Genomic DNA, 25069 nt, shown 5'->3' on the forward strand with positions numbered 1-25069 from the left:
TCCCGAAGGGTTGCCGCCAGAACAGCCGACCGCGGCGTTGCAAAGCCTCGCCGGGGCCGCACCCCGGCTTCGTTTTGCGCCTTGCGCTCGTCTGTTCTGGTGGCAACGCATCGGGGCTCCGTAGTGTTAACAGGCCCTAGCGTGGCGCGCCTGCCACATCGGCCAGGCGTTGCGCCAAGTCGTTGGCTTGCCGCGCTTCACGCGCTTCAACCATCACCCGCAACACCGGTTCGGTGCCCGAGGCGCGGATCAACACCCGGCCGGATTTGCCCAACTCGCCCTCGACCGCTTCAATTTCCCGCGCCAACGCCTTGTTGCCAGCCCAATCACTGCCATCGGCCAATCGCACATTGATCATCGTCTGCGGGAACAGCACCACCTCGCTGAGCAGTTCAGCCAAGCCGCGGCCGCTGTGCCGCACGGCTTGGAGCACCTGCAGCGCGCTGACGATGCCGTCGCCGGTGCTGTGCTTGTCCAATGCCAGCAAGTGGCCTGAGCTTTCGCCGCCCAGCACCCAGCCACGCCGACCCAGCTCTTCCAGCACGTAGCGGTCGCCGACCTTCGCGCGCACCAGCTCAATGCCCTGCGCGCCCAACGCCACTTCGACCGCCATGTTGGTCATCAGCGTGCCAACGACCCCCGGCACCGTCTCACCCAACGCGCGACGGTCCACCGCCATCAGATAGAGCAACTCGTCACCGTTGTACAGGCGGCCCGACGCATCCACCAACTGCAGACGGTCAGCGTCGCCATCCAGCGCCACGCCGTAGTCTGCCCCATGCTCCTTGACTGCGGCGATCAAGGCCTGAGGCGCCGTGGCGCCGAATCCGGCGTTGATGTTGGTGCCATTGGGTGCGCAGCCAATGCTGACGACCTCGGCACCCAGTTCATGGAAGACCGCCGGGGCCACTTGATAGGCGGCGCCGTGTGCCGCGTCCACCACCAGCTTCAGGCCTTTCAGCGTCATCTCGCCACTGACCGTGGACTTGCAAAATTCGACATAGCGACCTTGTGCATCGCTCAACCGGCGAGCCCGGCCCAGCCGCGCCGAGTCCACCCATTGCGGCGGCTCGCCGAGCGCACTTTCGACCGCGATCTCCCATGTGTCGGGCAGTTTTTCGCCCTTGGCGGAGAAGAACTTGATGCCGTTGTCGGGAAAGGCGTTGTGCGAGGCACTGATCACGACGCCCAGATCCAGCCGGAGCGCTCGGGTGAGGTAAGCCACGCCCGGCGTCGGCAGAGGCCCTGTCAGCAGCACATCCACGCCTGCGGAAGCAAACCCGGCCTCCAGCGCCGACTCCATCATGTAGCCGGAGATCCGGGTGTCCTTGCCGATCAGCACCGCCGGTGCACGTGGGCTGCCGCCCCGTTGCAGGCCCTGCTGCAGCACGCGCCCCACCGCGTGGCCCAGGCGCAGCGCGAAGTCGGGGGTAATCGGGTCTTGCCCCACCGTGCCCCGGATGCCGTCGGTGCCGAAGTACTGGCGTGTCATGTTGTTCTGCTCCTCTTGAGTTCTGATCAAAAAGCGGGGTCAACTGCGGCGCCAAGGCCCGCGGCGTTCCAGGCCTTCAGCGCGTCGACCGTGGCGGCCACGTCGTGCACACGAACGATGCGTGCCCCGCGCGCCACGGCTGCCAGGGCAGCGCCGACGCTGGCGGGCATGCGCTGGTCTACGGGACGACCGGTCAGCTGACCCAGCGTGCCCTTGCGCGACCAGCCCACCAGCAGCGGCCGACCCAAAGACAGCAACTGGGCTTGTTGCCTGAACAGTGCCAGGTTGTGTTCGAGCGCCTTGCCAAAGCCGTAGCCGGGATCGAGCACGATGCGCTCCGCCGCGATGCCGGCGTCCGTCGCCGCCTTCAGGCGCCGTGCCAGGAACCCGGCCACGTCGGCCAGCACGTCCTCATACTCAGGCGACTGCTGCATCGTCAATGGCTGGCCCTGCATGTGCATCAGGCACACGCCCGCGCGCGGATGCGCGGCGACCACCGACAGCGCGCCAGGCAGTTGCAGCGCGCGCACGTCGTTGACGATGTCGACACCGGCATCCAGCGCCGCGGCCATCACCTCGGCCTGGCTGGTGTCGACCGACACGGGCACGCCCAGGGTCACCGCGTGCCGGATCACCGGCAGCACCCGTTCGAGTTCGAGATGCGGGGGAGGAGGCAGGGAGCCGGGACGCGTGGACTCGCCGCCGATGTCCAGGATGTCAGCGCCTTCGGCCACGAGACGGTCGCAATGCGCGCACGCCTGGCTGGCCGCGGCGTGATGGCCCCCATCCGAGAAGGAGTCGGGCGTGGCGTTGACGATGCCCATCACCTGTGGGCGGGCAGCGAGGTCGATCGCGAATCGGGCGGTCTGCCAGGTCAGCGGCACGGTAAATCGAGAGTCGTCCGAAGAGGGCCGGAAGCACAACGGGGCCTTCAGGCCCCGTTGTCTAGGAAAGCAACCGTTTCAGCCGGGCATCAAGCCGCAGCCGGTGCACTGTCCGGGTTGACCGGCGGCGTGGGGCCTGCACCGGTCCGATTGGCGGACGGCGTCCAGTCCTTCGGCGGACGCGGCGGCTTGTCGTTCATGATGTCGTCGACCTGGTCGGCATCGATGGTTTCCCATTCGAGCAGCGCCGTTGCCATCGCGTGCATCTTGTCCGCGTGGTCTTCGATCAGCCTGCGGGCGATCCCGTACTGTTCGTCGATGATGCGACGAACCTCGGCGTCGACCTTGCGCATCGTCTCTTCCGACACATTGGTCGTCTTGGTCACCGAACGGCCGAGGAACACTTCACCTTCGTTCTCGGCATAGACCATCGGGCCCAGCGAGTCGGTCATGCCGTAGCGCATCACCATGTCGCGCGCGATCTGGGTGGCACGTTCGAAGTCGTTGCTGGCGCCGGTGGTCATCTGGCTCATGAACACTTCCTCGGCGATCCGGCCCCCGAACAGCATCGAGATCGTGCTCAGCATGCGGATCTTGTCAGTGCTGTAGCGGTCTTTCTCAGGAAGCGACACGGTCACGCCCAACGCACCGCCACGCGGGATGATGGTGACCTTGTGCACCGGGTCCAGCTTGGGCAGCAGGCGGCCGATCAGGGCGTGGCCGGCTTCGTGGTAGGCCGTGTTCTTGCGCTCTTCCTCGTCCATCACCATGGACTTGCGCTCGGTGCCCATGATGATCTTGTCCTTCGCGCGCTCGAAGTCGATCATCTCGACCACGCGGCCGTTGCGGCGAGCGGCAAACAGCGCCGCCTCATTGACCAGGTTGGCCAGGTCGGCACCCGAGAAGCCCGGGGTACCGCGCGCGATGATGTCGGCCTTGACGTCGCCGCCGACCGGCACCTTGCGCATGTGCACGTTCAGGATCTGCTCGCGGCCGCGGATGTCCGGCAGCGTCACGTAGACCTGGCGGTCGAAACGGCCCGGGCGCAGCAGTGCGGGGTCGAGGATGTCAGGCCGGTTGGTCGCCGCCATGACGATCACGCCGAGGTTGGTTTCGAAACCGTCCATCTCGACGAGCATCTGGTTCAGCGTCTGCTCGCGCTCGTCGTTGCCGCCGCCCAGACCGGCGCCACGGTGGCGACCGACCGCGTCGATTTCATCGACGAAGATGATGCAGGGCGCGCTTTTCTTGGCCTGCTCGAACATGTCGCGCACGCGGGCCGCGCCGACGCCGACGAACATTTCAACGAAATCGGAACCGGAGATCGAGAAGAACGGCACCTTGGCTTCGCCGGCGATGGCCTTTGCCAGCAGCGTCTTGCCGGTACCCGGGGGGCCGACCAGCAGCACACCGCGTGGGATGCGGCCACCCAGCTTCTGGAATTTCTGCGGATCCTTCAGGAAGTCGACCAGCTCCTTGACCTCTTCCTTGGCCTCGTCGCAACCGGCCACGTCAGCGAAGGTCGTGGTGTTGTTAGCCTCGTCCAGCATGCGGGCCTTGGATTTGCCGAAGCTGAAGGCGCCACCCTTGCCACCGCCTTGCATCTGACGCATGAAATAGATCCAGACGCCGATCAGCAGCAGCATCGGACCCCAGGACAGCAGCAACGTCTGCAGCAGCGAGGGCTCTTCGTCGGGCTTGCCGGAAACCTGCACGCCGAACTTCATCAGGTCGCCGACCATCCACAGGTCGCCAGGCGACGAGATCGTGAAAGGCTGACCGTCGTTCGGCGTGACCTTCAGCTGGCGGCCCTGCACTTCGACGCGCTTGACACGGCCTTGCTTCGCGTCTTCCATGAACTGGGTGTAGGTCACCTGTTCATTGGTGCGCGGTTTGTCGAACTGCTTGAAGACGGTGAACAGCACCAAAGCGATCACCAGCCAGACGGCGACCTTCGAAATCCACTGATTGTTCACCGCGGTTCCTTTGCGAGATCCAGGTTGGGCCTGCAGACGGACAACTCCACCTGCCACCCTGCGCATATAGGGTTGATTCTAGTCGACTCAATACCCTGCCATCCTGACAGAGCGGGCCCTCGGGCAAAGGCGCCAGAACCGTCCAAACGCCCGGGTTTTCGAGTCATCACCAGTGGTTCAGGGTCTTTTCAGACCGATTCCAACCAAAAAGGTTTCAGATGACCTGTCCCGCGACGCCTTGGGTTTGATGGGTTTGACGACGCGGAACTGCCGTTTGAACAGCTCTGCAAGCTGGCTGTAGCCACTGCCGTGGAACACCTTGGCCACCAGGGCGCCATCCGGCTTGAGGTGGCGGACGCTGAAATCGACCGCCAACTCGACCAGATGGGCGATGCGCGCCGAGTCCGCCGAGGCGATGCCTGAGAGGTTGGGAGCCATGTCAGACACCACCACGTCGACGGCCCGCCCGCCGAGCGCGGTCTCCAGCTGCTGCATCACTTCGTCTTCACGAAAGTCGCCCTGGATGAAGTTGACCCCGTCGACGGGCTCGAACTCCAGCAGGTCCAGCGCAATGATCGCGCCGTCGAGTTCGCCGGTCGCGGCGCCACCGACCCCGGCCGTCTTGGGCGCAAAACGCCGGCGCAGGTACTGGCTCCATGCACCGGGCGCGGCGCCGAGGTCTACGACAACCTGGCCGGGATGGATCAGCTTGAAGGTCTCGTCGATCTCCTTCAGCTTGTACGCGGCGCGCGCCCGGTAGCCCTCTTTCTGGGCCATCTTGACGTAGGGGTCGTTCATGTGGTCGTGCAACCACGCCTTGTTGACCTTCTTGCTTTTCGTTTTGATTTTCATATTGGGGTGACAACCGGCGCCGGCCGGTTGCGACGAAGGCTCATGTCGCGCAGCGACGTGAAGTCGCGCAAGCGACGGCCGTAGACATAATACGAGGATGCCTGCAATTACTCTGACACCCGCCGAACGCAAAGAACAGCGGGGCTTGGCCCATCACCTCGACCCTGTGGTGATGATCGGCGCCGAGGGCCTGACGCCCGCCATCGTGAAGGAAACCGACGCCGCCTTGAAGGCCCATGGCCTGATCAAGGTGCGCATGTTCTCGGACGATCGTGCCAACCGCGAAGCGACCCTGGCCCAGCTGGCCGACACGCTGAACGCCGCACCCGTGCAACACATCGGCAAGCTGCTGGTGCTGTGGCGGCCGCTGCCGGTCAAGGCCAAGGTCGAGAAGGAAGACCGCAAGCCCGGCCCCCGCACCGTGAAGATCGTCAGCTTTTCGAAGAGCGGCACCCACCGGCCAACGGTCAAGAAGGTCAAGGTCTTCGGCAACGAGCGGGTCGCCGCCGGCGGCCAGATCAAGCGCGCCAAGGTGCGCACCACCAGCGTCAAGAAGAAGGCCCAACAGGGTTGACCGGGTTGGCAGCTGCGCGCCAGGCCAGTGCCAGCACAGCCAGCGTCTTCACGCCAAACAGGCCCAGGCTCACCGCATGCAGCTGGCCGAAAGTCCAGCTGCCCTCGCCGGCCCGTGCCGCGGCCATCATCGGCTGCAGGCCGAAGTAGCCGGCCACGGTGCAGAACACGGCCCCCAGCGCCAGCAGCATCGAGCCAGACAGGCGAGACCCGCCTTGGGTTGAAGCGGCCGCCCCCCGTTCCAGCAGCAGCACCGCCACACCCAGGATCAGGCTCAGATAGGCTTCCTGCGCGAAGATGCGGCCGACGATCCGGCCAGCGTCCTGCGTCGCCAGCATGGCGAACGGCGCCGGTGTGGCGATGAGCGCAATGCACAGCAGCGCACCGGCCCACAGGCCTGGCAGCCCGCGCCGCGCACGCTCGGCCAGCGTCACTTGTAGCGCACCGCCACGATGTCGTAGGTCTTCACGCCGCCAGGGGCGCGCACCTCGGCCACATCGCCGGCTTCCTTGCCGATCATCGCGCGGGCGATCGGCGAGCTGATCGAAATCAGGCCCAGCTTCAGATCGGCTTCATCGTCGCCGACGATCTGGTAGGTCACCTTGGCGCCGGATTCCTCTTCCTCCAGCTCGACAGTGGCGCCAAAGACCACCCGGCCGCCTGCATCCAGCGAGGCGGGGTCGATGATCTGCGCGGCGGCGAGCTTGCTCTCGATTTCCAGGATGCGGCCTTCGATGAAGCCCTGCTTGTCCTTGGCGGCGTCGTACTCGGCGTTTTCGGACAGGTCGCCCTGCGCGCGCGCCTCGGCGATCGCCTGGATCACCGCATGGCGCTCGACGGTCTTCAGCCGCTGCAGTTCTTCCTTCAGCTTTTCGGCGCCGCGCGTGGTCAGAGGGATGGTGCTCACTGGAAATACCTTCGGTCAAGGCTCGCCGGTTCCGTCCTGAGGCGGGCCGGCAAAAGCCCCTGAAATTCGTGGGAAAAAGGAAAACGCGCCAACAGGCGCGCTTGGAGGGAAGTTTAGAGCAGATTGGGCGGGCCGCAAGCCCGCACCAACCCCGTGGGATCAGACCAACGCGGCGTGCAGCTCCTGCAGCGACAGCACGTTGGGATCGTCCTGGTGCTTCAACGCCTCGGTGGCGGCCTCACAACCGGCCATCGTCGTGTAGTAAGTCACCCGGTGAGCCAGTGCCGCGGTGCGGATGTAGCGCGAGTCGGCAATCGCCGTGCGCGTCTCGTCCACCGTCGTGAAGACGAGCTGGATCTCACCGGCCTTGATCATGTCGGCGATGTGCGGCCGGCCGTCCTTGACCTTGTTGACCAGCTTCACTGGCACGCCGGCCGCCGCAATGGCCGCCGCCGTGCCCTTGGTGGCGACCACGCTGTAGCCCAGATCAACCAGGTCACCGGCCACCTTGACGGCGCGGTCCTTGTCGTTGTTCTTGACCGTGATCACAACCGTGCCCTTGGCCGGCAGGCGCGAGCCGGCGCCGAGCTGGCTCTTCAGCATCGCTTCGCCAAAGCTGTAGGCCACGCCCATCACCTCGCCGGTCGAGCGCATCTCCGGGCCGAGGATCGGGTCGACCCCCGGAAACTTGTTGAACGGGAACACCGCTTCCTTCACGCTGAAGTAGGGCGGGATGACCTCGCGCGGCGCCTTGCCGTCCTTGCCACGCTGGTCGGCCAATTTCTGGCCGGCCATGCAACGCGCAGCGATCTTGGCCAGCGGCTGGCCCGTGGCCTTCGAGACAAAGGGCACGGTGCGTGATGCGCGCGGGTTCACTTCCAGCACATAGACGATGGCTTCGTCGCCCTCGCCCTGGATCGCGAACTGCACGTTCATCAGGCCGACCACCTTCAGCGCGCGCGCCATCAGCGCAGTCTGGCGGCGCAGCTCGTCCTGCAATGCCGGGGACAGCGAGTACGGCGGCAACGAACAGGCCGAATCACCCGAGTGCACGCCCGCCTGCTCGATGTGCTCCATGATGCCGCCGATCATCACGTCGCGGCCATCGCTGATGCAGTCGACATCGACCTCGATGGCGTCGTCGAGGAAGCGGTCCAGCAGCACCGGCGACTTCTCCGACACACGAACGGCCTCGCGCATGTAGCGCTCGAGATCTTTGTCGTCCTGCACGATTTCCATGGCACGGCCGCCCAACACGTAGCTCGGGCGAACGACCAGCGGGTATCCGATCTCGTGTGCCATCGCCATCGCGCCCTCTTCGGTGCGCGCGGTGCGGTTGGGAGGCTGCTTCAGGCCCAACTCGTGCAACAGCTTCTGGAAGCGCTCGCGGTCCTCGGCCACGTCGATCGAATCGGGGCTGGTGCCGATGATCGGCACGCCGGCGCGTTCAAGGTCCAACGCCAGCTTCAGCGGCGTCTGGCCGCCATACTGCACGATCACGCCAACCGGTTTTTCCTTGTCGACGATCTCCAGCACGTCTTCGAGCGTCACCGGCTCGAAGTACAGACGGTCGGAGGTGTCGTAGTCGGTTGACACGGTTTCCGGGTTGCAGTTGACCATGATGGTCTCATACCCGTCTTCGCGCATCGCCAGCGCCGCGTGCACGCAGCAGTAGTCGAACTCGATGCCCTGGCCGATGCGGTTCGGGCCACCGCCCAGCACCATGATCTTCTTCTTGTCGGTCGGCTGCGCCTCGCACTCTTCGTCGTAGGTCGAGTACAGGTAGGCCGTTTGCGTTGCGAATTCCGCAGCGCACGTGTCCACGCGCTTGTAGACCGGGCGCACCCCGAGTGCATGGCGCTTGGCGCGCACCTCGTGCTGGTTTGTACCCAGCAGCTTGGCCAGACGCTTGTCAGAGAAGCCCTTGCGCTTCAGGAAGAACAACTCGTCCTTCGACAGGCTCTCCACCGCGCGGCCGGCCAGCGCCTTCTCGGTCGAGACGATCTGTTCGATCTGGGCCAGGAACCACGGATCGATCGCCGTCTCGGCAAAGATCTCCTCGAGCGTCATGCCGATGCGGAAGGCATCAGCCACGAACAGGATGCGCTCCGGGCCGGCTTCGCCGATCTCCTGGATGATGTCTTCGCGGTCGGTCGAACGCTCGGTCAACCCGTCGATGCCGGTCTCCAGGCCACGCAGCGCCTTCTGGAAACTTTCCTGGAAGCTGCGGCCCATCGCCATGACTTCACCCACCGACTTCATCTGCGTCGTCAGGTGCGAATCGGCGGCCGGGAACTTCTCGAACGCGAAGCGAGGGATCTTGGTCACCACGTAGTCGATCGACGGCTCGAACGACGCCGGGGTCGCACCACCAGTGATGTCGTTGCGCAGCTCATCGAGGGTGTAGCCCACCGCCAGCTTCGCCGCCACCTTGGCGATCGGGAAGCCCGTGGCCTTGGAAGCCAGCGCCGACGAACGCGACACGCGCGGGTTCATCTCGATCACGATCATCCGGCCCGTGTCCGGGTTGATCGAAAACTGCACGTTCGAGCCGCCGGTGTCGACGCCGATCTCGCGCAGGATCGCGATCGACGCATTGCGCAGCAGCTGGTATTCCTTGTCGGTCAGGGTCTGGGCCGGGGCCACGGTGATCGAGTCGCCGGTGTGGATGCCCATCGGATCCAGGTTCTCGATCGAGCAGACGATGATGCAGTTGTCCGCCTTGTCGCGGACGACCTCCATCTCGTACTCTTTCCAGCCGATCAGCGATTCTTCGATCAGCAGCTCGTTGGTCGGCGACAGGTCCAGCCCGCGCTTGCAGATCTCTTCGAATTCTTCGGGGTTGTAGGCGATGCCGCCGCCGGTGCCGCCGAGCGTGAAGCTGGGGCGGATGACCATCGGGAAGCCCGAGCCGCCGACATCGGCCTGGATGCTCTTCTGCACAACCCAGGCTTCGTCCATCGTGTGCGCGATGCCGGACTTGGCCGAGCCGAGGCCGATCTTCGTCATCGCGTCCTTGAACTTCAGGCGGTCTTCGGCCTTCTCGATCGCGTGCTCGTTGGCGCCGATCATCTCGACGCCGTACTTGGCCAGCACGCCGTGCTTGTGCAGGTCGAGCGCGCAGTTCAGCGCGGTCTGGCCGCCCATCGTCGGCAGGATCGCGTCGGGGCGCTCTTTCGCGATGATCTTTTCGACCACCGGCCAGGTGATCGGCTCGATGTAGGTCACATCGGCCGTGTCCGGATCGGTCATGATGGTCGCCGGGTTCGAATTGACCAGGATGACCTTGTAGCCCTCTTCACGCAGCGCCTTGCAGGCCTGCGCGCCGGAGTAGTCGAACTCACACGCCTGGCCGATGATGATCGGGCCGGCGCCGATGATGAGGATGCTTTGGATGTCGGTGCGCTTGGGCATTCAAGACTCCCGACGGGCCGCCCATAGGGAGGCTTGCGCGCCCTCGGGGGGCAGCGAACGAATGTGAGCGTGGGGGTGGATCATTCTTTCTCCGCCTTCTTCTCGGTCATCAGCGCTGTGAATCGGTCGAACAGGTAGTTGATGTCGTGCGGGCCGGGCGAGGCTTCCGGGTGGCCCTGGAAGCAGAAGGCCGGCTTGTCGGTGCGGGCCAGGCCCTGCAGCGTGCCGTCGAACAGGCTCACGTGCGTTGCGCGCAAGTTCGCCGGCAGCGTCTTCTCGTCGACCGCGAAGCCGTGGTTCTGGCTGGTGATCGAGACGCGGCCCGAGTCCAGGTCCTTCACCGGGTGGTTCGCCCCGTGGTGACCGAACTTCATCTTGAAGGTCTTCGCACCCGAGGCCAACGCCATGATTTGGTGGCCCAGGCAGATGCCGAAAATCGGGATACCGGTATCGATCAACTCGCGCACCGCCTTGATCGCGTAGTCGCAAGGCTCGGGGTCGCCCGGACCGTTGGACAGGAAAATGCCATCAGGGTGGTGCTTCAGCACCTCCGCGGCCGGTGTCTGCGCGGGCACCACCGTCACCTTGCACCCACGCTCGGCCAGCATGCGCAGGATGTTGCGCTTGACGCCGAAGTCGTACGCCACCACGTGGAATTTCGGGTCGACCAGGCTGCCGTAGCCGGGCGTGCCGTCCTCACGCGCCAGCTTCCACTCGGTTTCGACCCACGGATACGTCGCTTCGGCGCTGACGACCTTGGCCAGATCTTGCCCAGCCATGCTGGGTGCGGCCTTGGCGCGCGACACAGCGTCCGCGACGTCGGCGTCGGTGACCCGATGGCCTTCGGCAAACGTTGCAATGCAGCCGTTCTGCGCACCAGTCGTGCGCAGCACTCGGGTCAGGCGTCGGGTGTCGATGTCGGCAATGGCCACCGTACCCTGCGCACGCAGGTAGTCAGAAAGCGTTTGCGACTGGCGGAAGTTGGAAACGCGGACCGGCAGGTCCTTGATGATCAGGCCGGCGGCATGGACTTTGGACGCCTCGACATCCTCGGCGTTGACCCCGTAGTTGCCGATGTGCGGATACGTCAGCGTGACGATCTGCCGGCAGTAGCTAGGGTCGGTGAGGATTTCCTGGTAGCCGGTGAGCGCGGTGTTGAACACCACTTCACCGACCGTCTGACCGGCTGCGCCGATCGAGGTGCCGGAAAAGACCGAGCCGTCTGCGAGAGCCAGGATGGCGGGCGCCACAACGGGCACCAGGGATTCGGACACCTGGGAAGACGGAAGCGGCAACAATGGAAACTCCGGTGTTCGCGCACCCAGCCCGGGCCCACTACCGCCTTGAAAATCGAAGGCTCGGGCAGGACTCGAGAGGAAACCGTGAGGGGGAGTTTCGCTGGGCGGCTGTGTTTTCGGGTAAACCCGCTAAGTATAGCCTGAGCCGATCCTGCGGCCAAGCCCGCCCGCCAGCTTCCGCCACCTGTTCCTGCTCAGCCGGGGAAGCGCGGAACTAGAATCGTCACTTACCGGTCTGATCAATGCGCTTCGGCGCAAGTGCAACCAACGGAGGTTCCATGAACGAAAGCCTGCAAACCTACACCGGCGCGGCCGGATCGGGCTCGCTGGCCGCGCAACGCAACAGCGTGCTGCGCAACACCTACTGGCTGCTGGCCCTGTCGATGCTGCCCACGGTGCTCGGCGCCTGGGTCGGCGTTTCCACTGGCATCGTCGCCGGAATGAGCCCCGTCGTGGGGTTGGTGGTGTTCCTGGCCGGCGCGTTCGGCTTCATGTTCGCGATCGAGAAAACCAAACACTCGGCCGCTGGCGTCGGCGTGCTGCTGGCCTTCACCTTCTTCATGGGCCTGATGCTCTCGCGGCTGCTGGCCGTGGTGCTGGGCTTCAAGAACGGCAGCGCACTGGTGATGACCGCATTCGGCGGCACCGCAGGGGTCTTCCTCGTGATGGCGACGCTGGCCTCGGTGATCAAGCGCGACCTGTCGGGCATGGGCAAGTTCCTGTTCGTCGGCGCGCTGGTGATCATGGTCGCCGGCATCATCAACGTGTTCGTGCAGTCCAGCGCCGCTTTCATGGCCATGTCGGTGCTGTGCATCGGCCTGTTCTCGGCGTACATGGTGTATGACCTGAAGCGCGTGATCGACGGTGGCGAAACCAACTACATCAGCGCCACGCTGGCCCTGTACCTGGACATCTACAACGTGTTCCAGAGCATGCTGGCGCTGCTGGGCATCTTCGGCGGCGACAACGACTGACGAAGCGACGGCACGGCCACCGTGCGTGTCGATCCAGGGGCCCGCGTGGCCCCTTTTTCTTGGCGGCTCGACGGCACAATGAGCGCCCCTGTGCCTTTCGCCGAATCATTTCACGATGAACGACTTGGACTGGAACCAGCCTCTGACTGCGTTGCCGGAGCGCTGCGAGGTGCTCGTGGTCGGTGCCGGCCCCGCCGGCAGCGCTTGCGCCCGCTTGCTGGCACAGGCCGGCCACGATGTGGTGCTCGTGGATGCCCAAGCCTTCCCGCGTGACAAGGTCTGTGGTGACGGGTTGGTACCGGACACGCACGCCGCGTTGCGCCGGCTCGGCGTCTATGAGCGGGTGATGGCACAGGCGCACCGCGTGAAGGCAGTGCAATGCGTGGCGCCCGGTGGCAGCCACGTCGACGTGCCCGGCGAACTGGCAGTGCTGCCGCGACGCGAGCTTGACGCGCTGCTGTGCGCCGCGGCCGTCGAGGCGGGCGCGTGCATGGTGGCACCGGCGCGCTTCATCGCTCCGTTGCACGACGAGAGCGGCCGCGTGATCGGTGCTCGCCTGGGCCATGCCGGTGCAACTCGCGAGGTCCAATGCCGCTGGCTCGTGCTGGCGACAGGCGCGACACCAGCCGCGCTGCTGGCGACCGACCTGTGCGAGCGGCGCACGCCCAGCGCCATGGCGTTGCGCATCTACGTGCGTCATCCGGGAATGGCCGGCGAAGTCCCGAACCTGCGCTTCATCTGGCATCGGCGCCTCAGCGGGGGCTACGGCTGGATCTTCCCTGCCCCCGGTGGCATGTTCAACGTTGGTGTCGGCCTGCTGGACAGCCATGCCTCGGCGGACAACGGCTCGCCGCGCAAGTCACGCAACCTGCGCGAGCTGTTCGACGATTTCCTCGCGGTGGATCCGCCGGCCGCGCGCTTGATGCGTGAAGGTGAAGCGATTGGCGAGCTGAAAGGTGCACCGCTGCGCTGCGATCTGCAAGGCGCGAAGTGGTCCGCCCCTGGCGTGCTGGTCACCGGTGAAGCCGCCGGCGCGACTTACGCCTTCACTGGCGAGGGCATCGGCAAGGCACTGGAAACCGGCATCGCAGCCGCCGAGAGCCTGTTGACGCGGGCCGACAGCGACGCCCTGGTTGTCGCCGACTACCAAAAGCGCCTGGACGGGCTGCGCCCTCGCTTCGAGATGTACCGCAAGGCCGCCAGCTTCAACCGCTACCCGCTCCTGGTCAGCCTGGTGGTCTGGCGAGCCCGGCACAGCAAACGCATGGTCGCCCGGCTGTCCGACATCCTGAATGAACGCCGAATGCCGGGCAGCCTGCTGTCGTGGCGGGGCTTCAAGAGCATGATGTTCGGATAGCAGGTTCGGCCCCCACGGCCCCGCCGGGGCCGAGGCCTGCAAGGCCGCGCCAAGCCAGAGGCTTGGCCCTTCGCCAGGCACGAACAGTCCTCAGGACTGTTCATGTCCGGGCGAAGCCCCGAGATTGGCTGCGGCATCACATCGCTTGCGCGATATGAGCCTACGCCGAAGCATCGCGGTCAAAGACCGCAATGCTTTCGACGTGGGCGGTGTGGGGGAACATGTTGACGGCGCCGGCGGCAGTGCAACGGTAGCCGGCAACGTGGACCAGCAGGCCCGCGTCGCGCGCCAGTGTGGCGGGGTTGCAGCTGACGTAGACGATGCGTTTCGGCGGCTGCCAATCGGTGCGCGGCGATTCGGCCAGGTCGGCCACGGCCTTGGCGAGTGCAAAGGCGCCTTCGCGCGGTGGATCGACCAGCCATTTGTCGGCACGACCAAAGGCCACAAGGTCATCCGGCGTCAGCTCGAAAAGGTTTCGGGCAGCGAAGCTGGTCTTGGCGGCCAGGCCATTGCGAGCAGCGTTCTGCCGTGAGCGCTCGACCAGCACCTCGCTGCCTTCGATCCCCAGCACCTCGTGCGCCTGGGTGGCCAGCGGCAGCGTGAAGTTGCCCAGGCCACAAAACCAGTCGATCACGCGCTCGTCGGGCTGCACCTGCAGCAGGCGCAGCGCCCGGCCGACGAGCACGGTGTTGATCTGGTGGTTCACCTGCGTGAAGTCGGTCGGCTTGAACGGCATCGTCAGGCCGAATTCAGGCAGCGTATAGGCCAGCTCCGGACCGCCGCCGTCGAGCAGGTGGACGGTGTCAGGCCCCTTCGGTTGCAGCCACCACTGCACGCCATGGTTGGCCGCGAACTCGCGCAGGCGCGTCAGGTCGTTGATCGACAGTGGCTCCAGGTGGCGCAGCACCAGGGCGGTCACGGCATCGCTGCCTGCCAGCTCGATTTGCGGCAGGCGGTCGCGCCCATCCATCGAGCCGATCAGTTCACGCAGCGGCAGCAGCATGTCGCTGACCTTGCGCGGCAGCACGTGGCATTCGCTCATGTCGGCCACGTAGCGTGACTTGCGTTCATGGAAGCCGACCAGCACCGTGCCCTTCTTGGCCACATAGCGCACCGACAGCCGCGCCCGCAGCCGGTAGCCCCAGGTCGGGCCCTCGATCGGCCGCAGCATGCGCTCGGACTTCACCTTGCCGAGGTGGGCCAAGTTGTCTTCCAGCACGCGTTGCTTGATCGCCACCTGCGCGCCAGCGTGCAGGTGCTGCATCTTGCAGCCACCGCAGGCGCCGGCATGCAAGCCGAAGTGCGGGCAAGCCGGGCGCACGCGCTGCGAGCTTTCGCGGCGCATCTCACGCATCGTCGCCTGCTCCCACTGGTTCTTACGGCGGCCGACATCGACTTGCACCTGCTCGCCGGGCAAGGCGCCCTCGATGAAGACGACCTTGCCTTCGCTGTTGTGGGCCACGCCCTGGGCTTCGATGTCGAGCGATTCGACGCTCAGCCACTCGTCTGGTTGGGTCATGAAAATCTCGTGCGTGCTGCGCAAAGGCGGACGCCGCCCGAAGGCGGCGTCATGAAGCCGAAGCAGCGTTGGAGGTTACTCAGCGGGCGGGTAACAGCTTCGCAGGGTCGACGGGTTTGCCTTGGCGGCGGACTTCGAAATGCAGCCCCACCCGTTCCGCGTCCGACGAGCCCATTTCGGCGATCTTCTGGCCCTTGCGCACGACCTGGTCTTCCTTGACCAGCAAGGTCTGGTTGTGAGCATAGGCAGTGAGGTACGTGGCGTTGTGCTTCACGATGACGAGGTTGCCGTAGCCGCGCAGGCCCGAACCGGCATAGACCACCCGGCCATCGGCCGCGGCATAGACCGGATCGCCCGCTTTGCCGGTGATCGCCAGGCCCTTGTTGCGCGATTCATCGAATGGCGTCGCCACCGGCCCTGCCGCGGGCCAGGCCCATTGCACGTCGTCGTCGTTGTCCTTGGCAGGAACGGCCGGGGCAACACCCGAGGCAGCCGGTACCGTCCCGGAAACCGCAGGCGCCGGCGGCTTGGTGCTGCCATCCAGCGGCTTGGTCTCGATCTTCGGCGCCGTCACCGGTTTCGTGCTGACCGCGGTTTCGCCGGCCGGCGGCATCACGCGCAACACCTGGCCCACTTCGATCACGTTCGGGTTGTCCATGCCGTTCCAGCGCGCGATGTCGCGCCAGGCCTGGCCCGATTCGAGCGCAATGCGCATCAGCGTGTCGCCCGGCTTCACCGTGTAGGTGGGCGAGCGCGTATCGGCTGGCGCACTGGCAGGAGCCGAGGCGGGTTTGGCCGCGTCTGGCGCCGAGGCCGGCTTGGCGGCCGCGGTCGGGGCCGTGGACCGCACTTCAACCGGAGCCTGGTTGCGCGGGGACGCGCAGCCGGCCAGTAGCAACACAGCGCCAGCGGCAAAGACGCCGAGCGATCGTGTTGTCCAACGCCCTTTTTTGGTGCTCATCGGGTAGTGGGATCCCTGTGCTGTTGTCGAGGTCAATGGGTGCCGGATTTTAAGGGGACGAACTGCACCACCTCGCCGAGGCGGCGGTGCAGGCCATCGGGTGTGCGATCGACGATTACCAGCACCTGGCCCCGGCCATCGGCCGAGCGGGCCGGCGCCACCAGCCGGCCGCCGACCGCGAGCTGGTCCAGCCAGGCGTTGGGCAGTTCATCGCCCCCCGCGGCGGCAATGATGCTGTCGTACGGCGCGTTGGGCGGATGGCCACGCATGCCGTCACCATAGACCAGGCGACAGCGCGGCACCTGCAGACGGTGCAGATGGCGTGCCGCAAGTTCGTGCAAGGCTTTCAGGCGCTCGACTGAAATGACCTGGGTCGACAACTGCGCCAGCACGGCCGCCTGGTAGCCACAGCCGGTACCGATCTCGAGCACACGGCCGAGCTGACCACGAGAGCGGGCGTTCTCGCCCAGGTACAACCATTCGATCATGCGCGCGACAACCGAGGGCTTGGAGATCGTCTGCGACAGGCCGATCGGCAGGCTGGTGTCTTCATAAGCCTGTACCGCCAGCGCCGAATCGACGAACTCGTGCCGCAGCACCTGGCCCATGGCCTGCAACAGCGGCTCGCAGCGCACGCCATCGGCCCGCAGCCGCTGGACCATGCGTTGCCTCACCGGTGCACTGTCCAGCCCCAGGCCACGTGGCGCCACGGTGCGGGCCGCATCCAGCGCCGCTTCCTGCAGCAGGCGTTGTGGGCGCAGCACCGCAGGCGCCTGCGGGGCGCTGACGGAATTTCGGTTGTTGAGTGTGGCAGGAAAGCGCGCCGGCCGCGAAGGCACGGGCTTCTTGTCGCTCATGCCTGACCCAGCCGGGCCCGCCAGTCAGGCAGCGCAGCATGGTCGGTGAGATCCACTTGCAGCGGCGTGATCGACACCCGACCGTTGGCCACGGCGTGGAAATCCGTGCCTTCACCCGCTTCGCGTGCGTCGCCGGCCGGGCCGATCCAGTAGATCGGCTCGCCGCGTGGGCTGATCTGGCGGATCACCGGTTCACTCGCATGGCGCCGGCCCAGGCGGGTGGTGACCCACGGCAGCTGGTCGGCATCCGGCCGGTTCGGGATGTTCACGTTCAGCAGCCAGGGCTTTTGCGCAGGTGGCCGCTGAATGACCGATTCGAGCACCGCCTCGACGACCCTTCGCGCAACGCGGGCCGCCGCGTCGAGGTGCGTCCAGCCCTTCTCGGCCTGCGAGAAGGCAATCGCGGGGATGCCGAACAGATAACCCTCCATCGCCGCCGCCACGGTGCCCGAGTAGAGCGTGTCATCGCCCATGTTGGCTCCCTGGTTGATCCCCGAGAGCACCAGGTCGGGCTTGTGCGGCAACAGGCCCGTCAGCGCCACGTGGACGCTGTCGGACGGGGTACCGTTGACAAAGCGAAAACCCTGGACCGGCTCGCCGCGCGCTTCGTGCACCGTCAAGGGCCGCGTCAGGCTGAGCGCGTTGGAGGTTCCGCTGGCGTTTTGCTCGGGCGCGATGACGTCGATCTCGCCCAGGCCCTGACAAGCCTGGACCAACGCCGCAATGCCCGGCGCGAGGTAACCATCGTCGTTGGCGATGAGGATGCGCATGCGACCGATTGTAGGCAGGCGCAACAGCCGGTCACTGGAAATCGCCCCAACCGGCTCGCTTCACCGTCGCGCAGGCGACGAGCAAACAACGATCGCGTGCCTATGATCATGGCCCATCGGAACACCCTGGAGCCCGCATGCACGCCTGGCTTTGCGAAACCACCACCGGCCCGGCCGACCTCGTCTGGCGCGAGATGCCCACGCCCGACCCCGCGGCCGACGAAGTGCGCGTGGCCATCCACGCCGCCAGCATCAACTTCCCCGATCTGCTCACCGTCGAAGGCAAGTACCAGGTTCGGCCACCACTGCCGTTCGTCCCGGGGTCGGAGTTCGCCGGCAGGGTCGACGCAGTGGGCTCGGCCGTCAATCACCTGAAGGTCGGCGACCCGGTGGCCGCCATCGGCACCTCGGGTGGTTTTGGTACCCATGCCTGCATCAAGGCCATGCAAGCCATCCCGCTGCCACCAGGTTTCGCGCTGGAAGACGCCGCGGCCTTTGCCTTCACGTACGGCACGTCGCACCATGCACTGCTCGACCGCGGCCAGCTCAAAGCCGGCGAAACCGTGCTGGTGCTGGGCGCGGCCGGCGGCGTTGGCACGGCGGCCGTGCAGATCGCCAAGGCCGCGGGTGCGAGGGTCATTGCCGGCGCCTCCACCGATGAGAAATGCGAAGCTTGCCGCGGCATCGGCGCCGACGAGACGATCAACTACAGCCGCGATAGCCTTCGCGACGCGCTGAAGGCACTGACCGGCGGCCGCGGCCCGGACATCATCTACGACCCCGTCGGCGGCGACCTGGCCGAACCGGCGTTCCGCTCGATCGCCTGGCGCGGCCGCTACCTCGTGGTCGGCTTCGCAGCCGGTGGCATCCCCGCCCTGCCCTTCAACCTGTCACTGCTGAAAGGCGCATCGATCATCGGCGTGTTCTGGGGCGACTTCGTTCGCCGGGAGCCCGCCGCCAACGCCCGCGCGCTGGGCGAGCTTGCCCGCTGGTACGCCGAGGGCAAGATCAAGCCGCTGATCGACACCTTGCTTCCGATGAGCGAGCTGCCCACTGCTTACCGCCGCATGGCAGAGCGTGCCATCAAGGGCAAACTGGTGTTGGTCAACCGCTGATCCAGATCGCGATGGACTCCTGAGCCTTTCCCCCTAAGAATAGGGAGAGGGAAGGGCCCGAGCACGTCCCCCAAAAGGGGGCTCGGTCCCCCCTCGGCACACTGCTAGCATGCCGCCCGACGCTAGGTTGTAAAGGGAGCGCGTAATGACCGTGAAGGTGCTGATCCTCGAAGACAACCCGGTGGCCCGCGATTTTCTATCGCGTGTGCTGCGGGAAAGCTTCAGCGATCCGATTTCGATCACCGAGGCCGGGGACCTCGAAACCGCACGCGAGCAGATCGCGCTGACGGGCCCGCATGGCCTGCACGGCGCTGACCCGTTCAAGCTGATGCTGGTCGATCTGGAACTGCCCGATGGCAATGGCCTGGAGCTGCTGGCCGAGCTGACACAGTACCCTGCCACGAAAGTGGTGACGACGCTGTATTCAGACGACGACCACCTCTTCCCGGCGCTGCAATGCGGCGCAGACGGCTATCTGCTGAAGGAAGACCGCTTCGACGTGCTGGTCGAAGAGCTGCGCAAGATCGTGCTCGGCCAGCCGCCGTTGTCACCGGCCATTGCGCGCCGGCTGCTGACGCACTTCCGCCATGGCACGGCCGCCGATTCGGCAGCGCCGGCGCCGGTCAGCAGCTTCTCCAGCGGCGCACCTGCGACGGGTGGTGGTCAAAAGCCGGTGCCGATCGAAAAGCCGGTCGACCTGCCGCACCTGACGCCACGCGAAATCGAGGTCTTGACGTACCTGAGCAAGGGTTTCACGATCAAGGAGATCGCCAACCTGATGGGCATCAAGTGGTTCACCGTCAACGATCACATCAAGTCGATCTACCGCAAGCTCAACGTTTCGAGCCGCGCCGAAGCGGCGGTCCTGGCCAGCAAGCAGGGCCTGGTCTGAGCCCCGTCCGGCGGCCCGAAAGGGGCCGCCCCCCGTTCCAAGCGGTGGGCGGCTCATGACGTCCACCACCGCCGCGGACGACACGCCCGACTCCAGCCTGCCCAACGGCGACAGCGGCTGGCCCCACACCACCGATTCGCGTTTCAGCGAACCCAGCAGCTTCGGCGGCACCGCCGCCGCTGCGATGGCAGGCGGCACGCCACGCATCGGCTGGCGCCGTCAGGCCTTGCTGCTGGCTGCGGTCGTCGCCTGTCTGACCGTCTTCCTGCTGGCGCGGGTGATGGCCAACAACCCGCACGTGGCCGCCGATTGGCGTGTCACCCACGACGGGGGGCTGGAGCTGGTCTACACCAACCTGCCGGGTTTGAAGGAGCAGGTCGGTCGCGAACTGGTCGGCATCGAAACGGCGCCCGGCTCGGCGGTGGGCTTCGATGCACTGGCGCTGACGCACTCGGCGCGCTGGCTCGCCGACGACACGCTGCGCGAGCGGCTGATCAAGACCCGGCTGACGGTGGCACGGGCGGTCGAGGCCGGCCACGTGGTGCTGGTGTTCAGCGACGGGCACCGCGTCGACGTGGTGCCGCGGCCCCGCGGCTATGCGGGGCTGGGTGCGATGTTCTGGCTGCTGAGCGCCTTTGCGATGGTGCTGTTCCTGGTCGGCTGGATCGTGCCGCTGGTCCAGCCCCAATTGCGCAACCTGCTCTATGCGCTGATGGCCTTGTCGCAGGCGGGCCAGTTGCTTTTGGCGGCCATCGGCTCGGTGCCGGGCCTCACGCTGCCCAGTTCACTGGTGCTGCGCGAGCACTCGCTGCTGACGCTGCTGGACTTGGCCACCGGCGCCGCGATCCTGCACGCCACCGCGTTGCATCCGTACCGCAGCCGGTGGCGCGCCTTGCCCGTGCTGCTCAGTTGGGGCGCCACGCTGGGCTTCGCCGTCTATGCGGTGCTGGGGCAACAGCCGCACCATTGGTGGACAGCCCAGGCGCTGCTGATCGGCGACGGCTTGTTGTGCATCGTCTTCCTGGCATGGCCCAGTGGGCCGCAGCCGCACCCGTTTGCCGTGGTGATGCGGCGCTTCGCCGCGGTCACGGTGGGCGCGCTGGTCCTGCTGACGCTGGCGGTGGCGCTGGTGCCCCACATGCCGCCGGACGTGCAACCCCTGGCGGCCGTCGGGCCGGTCATCTGGAGCGTGTTCTTCGCTTCGGTGATCCTGATGGTGCCGTTCATCTCGCGCTCGCAGAACGTGATGCGCGAGTTCGCGATGCTGGCGGGCGTCAGCACCGTCGCCACCTCGGTCGACTTGCTGTTCGTCGCAGTCTTCTCGTTCAGCCAGTTCGCCTCGCTCACGCTCTCGCTGTTCCTTGCGCTCGGCGCTTACGCTGCGGTCCGCCAGTGGCTGGTCAACCAGATGATGGGCGCTCGAACGCTGACCACCGAGCGCATGTTCGAGCACCTCTACCGCATCGCGCGCGAGGTCGAGGCCAAACCCGAGCGCGCGGCCGACCGCATGGCCGATCTGCTGCGTCACGTGTTCGAGCCACTCGAAACCTCTCGCACCGGTGGCCAAGGCCGGCAGAGCCGCGTTGTCGCGAATGGCGCCGTGCTGCTGGTGCCCGTGCCCAACCTGACGCAAGGCCCGATGCTCGACGGCCAGATCGCCCTGCGCTTCGCGGAGCGCGGCAAACGGCTGTTCACGCCCGAAGACGCGCGCCTGGCCGACCGCATCGTCGAACAGCTGATGCGCGCGCTGGCGCACGACCGCGCGGTCGAGCGCGGCCGCAGCGAAGAGCGGGTACGCATCGCACAAGACCTGCACGACGACATCGGCGCGCGCCTGCTGACGCTGATGTACAAGGCGCCGAGCAAAGAGATGGAGGACTACGTCCGCCACACGCTGCAAGACCTGAAGACGCTGACCCGCGGCCTGGCCGCGTCAACCCATTCGCTTGCGCTGGCCGCGGCCGAGTGGAAGACCGACATCACGGCGCGTCTGGAAGCCGTCCGCTGCGAGTTGGAGTGGAGCGCCAGCTTCGACGAGGACCTGACGCTGACGATCATCCAGTGGTCGTCGCTGACCCGCATCATGCGCGAACTGATCAGCAACATCATCGCCCACTCGAAGGCGACCAAGGTGCTGATCGAGATGCGGCTGCACGAAGGCCTGTTCACGGTGACGATCAGCGACGACGGCGTGGGCCGCACGCCGGCCAAGTGGTCCCATGGCCTGGGCCTGGGCGGCATCCGCAAGCGGGTCAAGCTGATGGGCGGCTCGGTCTCGTGGCGAGAGCGCGAGCCCAAGGGCATCGTCTGCCTGGTCAGCGTGCCGAACCTGGACGGGGTTGGCGCCGGCGCAGCCAAGGGCTGACGCGGTAGCGTTCGCCGCGGTAGAAGCGATCCAGCTGGTCGATCAGTTCGACCACCGCGGCGCCGTCCCAACGCGCCAGCCACTCGAAAGGCCCGGCCGGGTAGTTCACCCCCAGCTTCATTGCCAGGTCGGCGCCTTCGGCGTTGCAGACGCCCTGCTGCACTGCATCGGCCGCCTCGTTGATCAGCATCGCCACGGTGCGCGCCACGGCCAGGCCCGGCGCGTCGTCCAGTTGCTGCGGTTGTACGCCGGCACAGGCCAGCAGCGCGGCGGCCTGGTCCAACCAGGCCGTGTGGGCAGACGCCGCGCCGGCATACGCCAGCGAGGCGCCCGTTGGCAACTCGGCAATCGGCAGGTCGAACACCACCATCTCGGCGCAGGCTTCGTCGGCCGCCCGCTGGGTGGCGCTGCGGCCATCGGTCAGCGCGAGGCGGCGGCCTTCGGACTCGATGCCCATCCATTCGGACCCCATCACCTGCTCCACCGCCACACCGGCCGCCGACAGGGCATCACGCCAACGTTGGCCGAACGCGGCCATTGCCGGTCCGCCCTGCCCGGCCCCGTGCCAACGCACGCTGGCGGGCAAGCCCCCCTGGCGCGGCGCGGGCAAGGCCGGCGCGGCCACGCCTTCGCCATAGGCAAAGAAGCCGCGGTCCGACTTGCGGCCGAGCAGGCCGCCATCGACCATCTCGCGCTGCACCAGCGAAGGCTGGAAGCGCTTGTCGTAGAAATTCGCCTGGTAGACCGATTCGGTGACCGAGAAATTGGTGTCGTGACCGATCAGGTCCATCAGCTCACACGGGCCCATGCGAAAGCCCGCACCGCGCAAGCACGCATCCAGCACGGCCGGCTCGGCCGCACGCTCCAGCAGCAGCGCCAGTGTCTCGGCATAGTACGGCCGCGCGATGCGGTTGACGATGAAGCCTGGCGTCGAGCGGGTGTGCACCGCCGTCTTGCCCCAACTGCTGGCGAGCTTGAAGACGCGCTCGGCGACCGCCGGGTCGGTCTGCAGGCCCGACACCACCTCGACCAGCTTCATCAGCGGCACCGGGTTGAAGAAGTGCATGCCGACCACGCGGCCCGGCGCTTGCAGGCCGTTGGCCAACGCGGTGATCGAAATCGACGAAGTGTTCGACGCCAGCACCGCGTCACGCGAGAGGCAGGCCTCGAGCTGGCGCAGCAGCGCACGCTTGGCTTCGAGGTTTTCGACGATGGCTTCGACCACCATGCCCGCGTCGCCGGCATCTTCGAGCTTTGCCACCGGCGAGATGCGCGCCAACGTGGCATCGGCCGCGTCGCCAGTCAGCTTGCCCTTGGCGACCAGGCCCTGCAGCGTCTGGCCCAACTTGTCACGGGCAGCCGCTGCCGCGCCTTCGCGGGCGTCAAACAACATGACACGGTGCCCGGCCTGCGCGGCCACTTGCGCGATGCCCGCGCCCATGATGCCCGCGCCGACCACCAGGACGGACGGAAGCTGCGATTGGTTCATGATTAAAGTTCTCCTGGGCGAAGCATACCGCTGGCAGGGTATGCACTATATTGCCTGATCATTGTCTGAGGCTGTAATCTAGGACCTTCTTAAGCACAATGATGCATCTCCGATCGCCCGGTGCTTGCCCTAGCGGCGGTGTTGGGCGGCTGCGAATACCCTCGGTCGACAACCAACGGAGACTTTCATGACCTTGCGCCGCACGCTTCTCGCCACCGCCTGTCTGGCCACCAGTGCCCTGATCGCAGGCCCTGCCGCGGCCCAGTCAGGGCCCAAGCTGAAGGTGGGCCTGATGCTGCCGTACACCGGCACTTATGCCGCACTCGGCACCGCGATCGAGAACGGCTTTCGCCTGTACGTGAGCGAACAGGGCGGCAAGCTGGGTGGCCGCGAAGTCGAGTTCTTCAAGGTCGACGACGAAAGCGACCCGGCCAAGGCCACCGACAACGTCAACAAGCTGGTCAAGCGCGACCAAGTCGACGTTCTGGTCGGCACGGTGCATTCGGGCGTCGCGATGGCGATGGCCAAGGTCGCCAAGGAAAGCAACACGCTGCTGGTCGTGCCCAACGCCGGCGCCGACGCAGTGACCGGCCCGCTGTGCGCCCCGAACATCGTGCGCAGTTCGTTCTCGAACTGGCAACCCGGCTACGCCATGGGCGAGGTCGTGGCCAAGAAGGGCCACAAGAAGGTCGTGACCATCACCTGGAAGTACGCGGCCGGCGACGAATCGGTCAAAGGCTTCAAGGAAGCCTTCGAGAAAAGCGGCGGCCAGGTGGTGAAAGACCTGTCGGTGCCCTTCCCTAACGTCGAATTTCAGGCGCTGCTGACGGAGATTGCAGCCACCAAGCCCGATGCGGTGTTCACCTTCTTTGCAGGCGCTGGCGCAGTGAAGTTTGTCAAGGACTACGCCGCCGCCGGTCTGAAGAAGAGCATCCCGCTGTATGGCTCGGGCTTCCTGACCGACGGCACGCTCGAGGCGCAAGGTGCCGATGCCGACGGCATCCTGACCGCCCTGCACTACGGCGACAGCCTGAACACGCCTCGCGACAACGCCTTCCGCCTGGCCTACGCCAAGGCCTACAAGCTGCAGCCCGACGTCTATGCCGTGCAGGGTTACGACGCCGGCCAGATCCTCGGCATGGGCCTCGCCGCCGTGAAGGGTGATGTCAACAAGAAGGCCGAGTTCGCCGCCGCGGTGCAAAAGGCCAAGATCGACAGCCCACGCGGGCCCTTCACGATCAGCAAGGCCGGCAACCCGGTGCAAGACTTCTACCTGCGCCAGGTCTCGGGCAAGGAGAACAAGGTCATCGGGGTGGCGTCAAAAGCCCTCGCGGATCCCGCCCGGGGCTGCAAACTTTGACCTCCCAAGACGCC

20 protein-coding genes are annotated in these 25069 nt (G+C 66.2%); 7 read left to right on the plus strand and 13 right to left on the minus strand.

The annotated features are described in order from the left end of the window. Positions 1 to 136: 136 nt before the first annotated feature. The 4 genes from glmM to VFY73_RS09560 all read right to left on the minus strand — a co-directional run bounded on the left by glmM (position 137) and on the right by VFY73_RS09560 (position 5204). On the minus strand, positions 137 to 1492 hold the full coding sequence (gene glmM / locus VFY73_RS09545; RefSeq protein ID WP_329718032.1) for a phosphoglucosamine mutase: 1356 nt from the start codon (positions 1490 to 1492) through the stop codon (positions 137 to 139). A gap of 26 nt (positions 1493 to 1518) precedes the next feature. After that, positions 1519 to 2370 (minus strand): dihydropteroate synthase, encoded by an 852-nt coding sequence (folP, locus tag VFY73_RS09550; protein ID WP_329718222.1) that lies wholly within the window; start codon positions 2368 to 2370, stop codon positions 1519 to 1521. 95 nt (positions 2371 to 2465) lie between these two features. Then, on the minus strand, positions 2466 to 4352 hold the full coding sequence (gene ftsH / locus VFY73_RS09555) for an ATP-dependent zinc metalloprotease FtsH (protein WP_329718034.1): 1887 nt from the start codon (positions 4350 to 4352) through the stop codon (positions 2466 to 2468). Between the two features lie 177 nt (positions 4353 to 4529). Then, positions 4530 to 5204, minus strand: coding sequence for an RlmE family RNA methyltransferase (locus tag VFY73_RS09560; RefSeq protein WP_329718036.1), 675 nt, complete (start codon positions 5202 to 5204; stop codon positions 4530 to 4532). Positions 5205 to 5301: 97 nt separating this feature from the next. On the opposite strand from VFY73_RS09560, the gene VFY73_RS09565 reads away from it, so the two are divergent. Further along, positions 5302 to 5778, plus strand: a complete 477-nt coding sequence (locus VFY73_RS09565; RefSeq protein ID WP_329718038.1) for a YhbY family RNA-binding protein — start codon at positions 5302 to 5304, stop codon at positions 5776 to 5778. On the opposite strand, the gene VFY73_RS09570 is transcribed toward VFY73_RS09565, so the two are convergent. The 4 genes from VFY73_RS09570 to carA form a co-directional block, all read right to left on the minus strand. Beyond that, the gene (locus VFY73_RS09570) at positions 5753 to 6211 is read right to left on the minus strand and encodes a DUF4149 domain-containing protein (protein ID WP_329718040.1); all 459 of its coding nucleotides are present in this window, start codon (positions 6209 to 6211) and stop codon (positions 5753 to 5755) included. The two genes, VFY73_RS09565 and VFY73_RS09570, sit on opposite strands and share 26 nt — an antisense overlap. Further along, a complete protein-coding gene (gene greA, locus VFY73_RS09575) occupies positions 6208 to 6684 on the minus strand; it encodes a transcription elongation factor GreA (protein WP_329718041.1) in 477 nt (158 codons plus the stop codon). The genes VFY73_RS09570 and greA overlap by 4 nt, the downstream gene beginning before the upstream one ends. Before the next feature lie 159 nt (positions 6685 to 6843). After that, positions 6844 to 10098, minus strand: a complete 3255-nt coding sequence (carB, locus tag VFY73_RS09580) for a carbamoyl-phosphate synthase large subunit (protein ID WP_329718043.1) — start codon at positions 10096 to 10098, stop codon at positions 6844 to 6846. Between the two features lie 80 nt (positions 10099 to 10178). After that, complete coding sequence (gene carA, locus VFY73_RS09585) at positions 10179 to 11360, minus strand: glutamine-hydrolyzing carbamoyl-phosphate synthase small subunit (RefSeq protein WP_329718224.1); 1182 nt, start codon at positions 11358 to 11360, stop codon at positions 10179 to 10181. Between the two features lie 314 nt (positions 11361 to 11674). Between carA and VFY73_RS09590 the strand changes: the two genes are divergently transcribed. Next, the gene (locus tag VFY73_RS09590; protein WP_329718045.1) at positions 11675 to 12370 is read left to right on the plus strand and encodes a Bax inhibitor-1/YccA family protein; all 696 of its coding nucleotides are present in this window, start codon (positions 11675 to 11677) and stop codon (positions 12368 to 12370) included. 115 nt (positions 12371 to 12485) lie between these two features. Next, complete coding sequence (locus tag VFY73_RS09595; protein ID WP_329718047.1) at positions 12486 to 13727, plus strand: NAD(P)/FAD-dependent oxidoreductase; 1242 nt, start codon at positions 12486 to 12488, stop codon at positions 13725 to 13727. Positions 13728 to 13887: 160 nt separating this feature from the next. On the opposite strand, the gene rlmD is transcribed toward VFY73_RS09595, so the two are convergent. The 4 genes from rlmD to surE form a co-directional block, all read right to left on the minus strand. Next, positions 13888 to 15246: a 23S rRNA (uracil(1939)-C(5))-methyltransferase RlmD gene (gene rlmD / locus VFY73_RS09600; RefSeq protein ID WP_329718049.1), complete on the minus strand. Its 1359-nt coding sequence runs from the start codon at positions 15244 to 15246 to the stop codon at positions 13888 to 13890. Between the two features lie 79 nt (positions 15247 to 15325). Continuing rightward, the gene (locus VFY73_RS09605; RefSeq protein ID WP_329718051.1) at positions 15326 to 16207 is read right to left on the minus strand and encodes a peptidoglycan DD-metalloendopeptidase family protein; all 882 of its coding nucleotides are present in this window, start codon (positions 16205 to 16207) and stop codon (positions 15326 to 15328) included. A 32-nt stretch (positions 16208 to 16239) separates the two neighbouring features. Beyond that, entirely contained in the window at positions 16240 to 17064 is an 825-nt protein-coding gene (locus VFY73_RS09610; protein ID WP_329718053.1) for a protein-L-isoaspartate(D-aspartate) O-methyltransferase, read from the minus strand. Beyond that, on the minus strand, positions 17061 to 17834 hold the full coding sequence (surE, locus tag VFY73_RS09615; protein WP_329718055.1) for a 5'/3'-nucleotidase SurE: 774 nt from the start codon (positions 17832 to 17834) through the stop codon (positions 17061 to 17063). Before surE ends, VFY73_RS09610 begins: the two co-directional genes overlap by 4 nt. 137 nt (positions 17835 to 17971) lie before the next feature. Here surE and VFY73_RS09620 point away from each other — a divergent pair, with 137 nt between their 5' ends. From VFY73_RS09620 to VFY73_RS09630, 3 genes are all read left to right on the plus strand, one after another. Beyond that, positions 17972 to 18949: an NADPH:quinone oxidoreductase family protein gene (locus tag VFY73_RS09620; RefSeq protein ID WP_329718057.1), complete on the plus strand. Its 978-nt coding sequence runs from the start codon at positions 17972 to 17974 to the stop codon at positions 18947 to 18949. Positions 18950 to 19094: 145 nt separating this feature from the next. Beyond that, positions 19095 to 19841 (plus strand): response regulator transcription factor, encoded by a 747-nt coding sequence (locus tag VFY73_RS09625; protein WP_329718058.1) that lies wholly within the window; start codon positions 19095 to 19097, stop codon positions 19839 to 19841. A gap of 55 nt (positions 19842 to 19896) precedes the next feature. Next, a complete protein-coding gene (locus tag VFY73_RS09630; RefSeq protein ID WP_329718060.1) occupies positions 19897 to 22206 on the plus strand; it encodes a sensor histidine kinase in 2310 nt (769 codons plus the stop codon). Here VFY73_RS09630 and VFY73_RS09635 read toward each other — a convergent pair. Continuing rightward, positions 22157 to 23695: a 3-hydroxyacyl-CoA dehydrogenase gene (locus VFY73_RS09635; protein WP_329718062.1), complete on the minus strand. Its 1539-nt coding sequence runs from the start codon at positions 23693 to 23695 to the stop codon at positions 22157 to 22159. The two genes, VFY73_RS09630 and VFY73_RS09635, sit on opposite strands and share 50 nt — an antisense overlap. 187 nt (positions 23696 to 23882) lie before the next feature. Between VFY73_RS09635 and VFY73_RS09640 the strand changes: the two genes are divergently transcribed. Further along, positions 23883 to 25055, plus strand: a complete 1173-nt coding sequence (locus tag VFY73_RS09640) for an ABC transporter substrate-binding protein (RefSeq protein WP_329718064.1) — start codon at positions 23883 to 23885, stop codon at positions 25053 to 25055. Positions 25056 to 25069: the final 14 nt, after the last annotated feature.

This window comes from Ideonella sp. (assembly GCF_036277275.1).
In the GTDB taxonomy this organism is placed as follows: domain Bacteria; phylum Pseudomonadota; class Gammaproteobacteria; order Burkholderiales; family Burkholderiaceae_C; genus Ideonella.

What these genes read in the sequence shown, in the direction of transcription:
- VFY73_RS09590 (WP_329718045.1), top strand. Translation starts at nt 11,675, where the DNA reads ATGAACGAAAGCCTGCAAACCTACACCGGCGCGGCCGGATCGGGCTCG.
- VFY73_RS09595 (WP_329718047.1), top strand. Translation starts at nt 12,486, where the DNA reads ATGAACGACTTGGACTGGAACCAGCCTCTGACTGCGTTGCCGGAGCGC.
- VFY73_RS09625 (WP_329718058.1), top strand. Translation starts at nt 19,095, where the DNA reads ATGACCGTGAAGGTGCTGATCCTCGAAGACAACCCGGTGGCCCGCGAT.
- VFY73_RS09620 (WP_329718057.1), top strand. Translation starts at nt 17,972, where the DNA reads ATGCACGCCTGGCTTTGCGAAACCACCACCGGCCCGGCCGACCTCGTC.
- VFY73_RS09560 (WP_329718036.1), bottom strand. Translation starts at nt 5,204, where the DNA reads ATGAAAATCAAAACGAAAAGCAAGAAGGTCAACAAGGCGTGGTTGCAC.
- rlmD (WP_329718049.1), bottom strand. Translation starts at nt 15,246, where the DNA reads ATGACCCAACCAGACGAGTGGCTGAGCGTCGAATCGCTCGACATCGAA.
- VFY73_RS09605 (WP_329718051.1), bottom strand. Translation starts at nt 16,207, where the DNA reads ATGAGCACCAAAAAAGGGCGTTGGACAACACGATCGCTCGGCGTCTTT.
- VFY73_RS09630 (WP_329718060.1), top strand. Translation starts at nt 19,897, where the DNA reads ATGACGTCCACCACCGCCGCGGACGACACGCCCGACTCCAGCCTGCCC.
- VFY73_RS09640 (WP_329718064.1), top strand. Translation starts at nt 23,883, where the DNA reads ATGACCTTGCGCCGCACGCTTCTCGCCACCGCCTGTCTGGCCACCAGT.
- VFY73_RS09565 (WP_329718038.1), top strand. Translation starts at nt 5,302, where the DNA reads ATGCCTGCAATTACTCTGACACCCGCCGAACGCAAAGAACAGCGGGGC.
- glmM (WP_329718032.1), bottom strand. Translation starts at nt 1,492, where the DNA reads ATGACACGCCAGTACTTCGGCACCGACGGCATCCGGGGCACGGTGGGG.
- surE (WP_329718055.1), bottom strand. Translation starts at nt 17,834, where the DNA reads ATGCGCATCCTCATCGCCAACGACGATGGTTACCTCGCGCCGGGCATT.
- VFY73_RS09635 (WP_329718062.1), bottom strand. Translation starts at nt 23,695, where the DNA reads ATGAACCAATCGCAGCTTCCGTCCGTCCTGGTGGTCGGCGCGGGCATC.
- carB (WP_329718043.1), bottom strand. Translation starts at nt 10,098, where the DNA reads ATGCCCAAGCGCACCGACATCCAAAGCATCCTCATCATCGGCGCCGGC.
- VFY73_RS09610 (WP_329718053.1), bottom strand. Translation starts at nt 17,064, where the DNA reads ATGAGCGACAAGAAGCCCGTGCCTTCGCGGCCGGCGCGCTTTCCTGCC.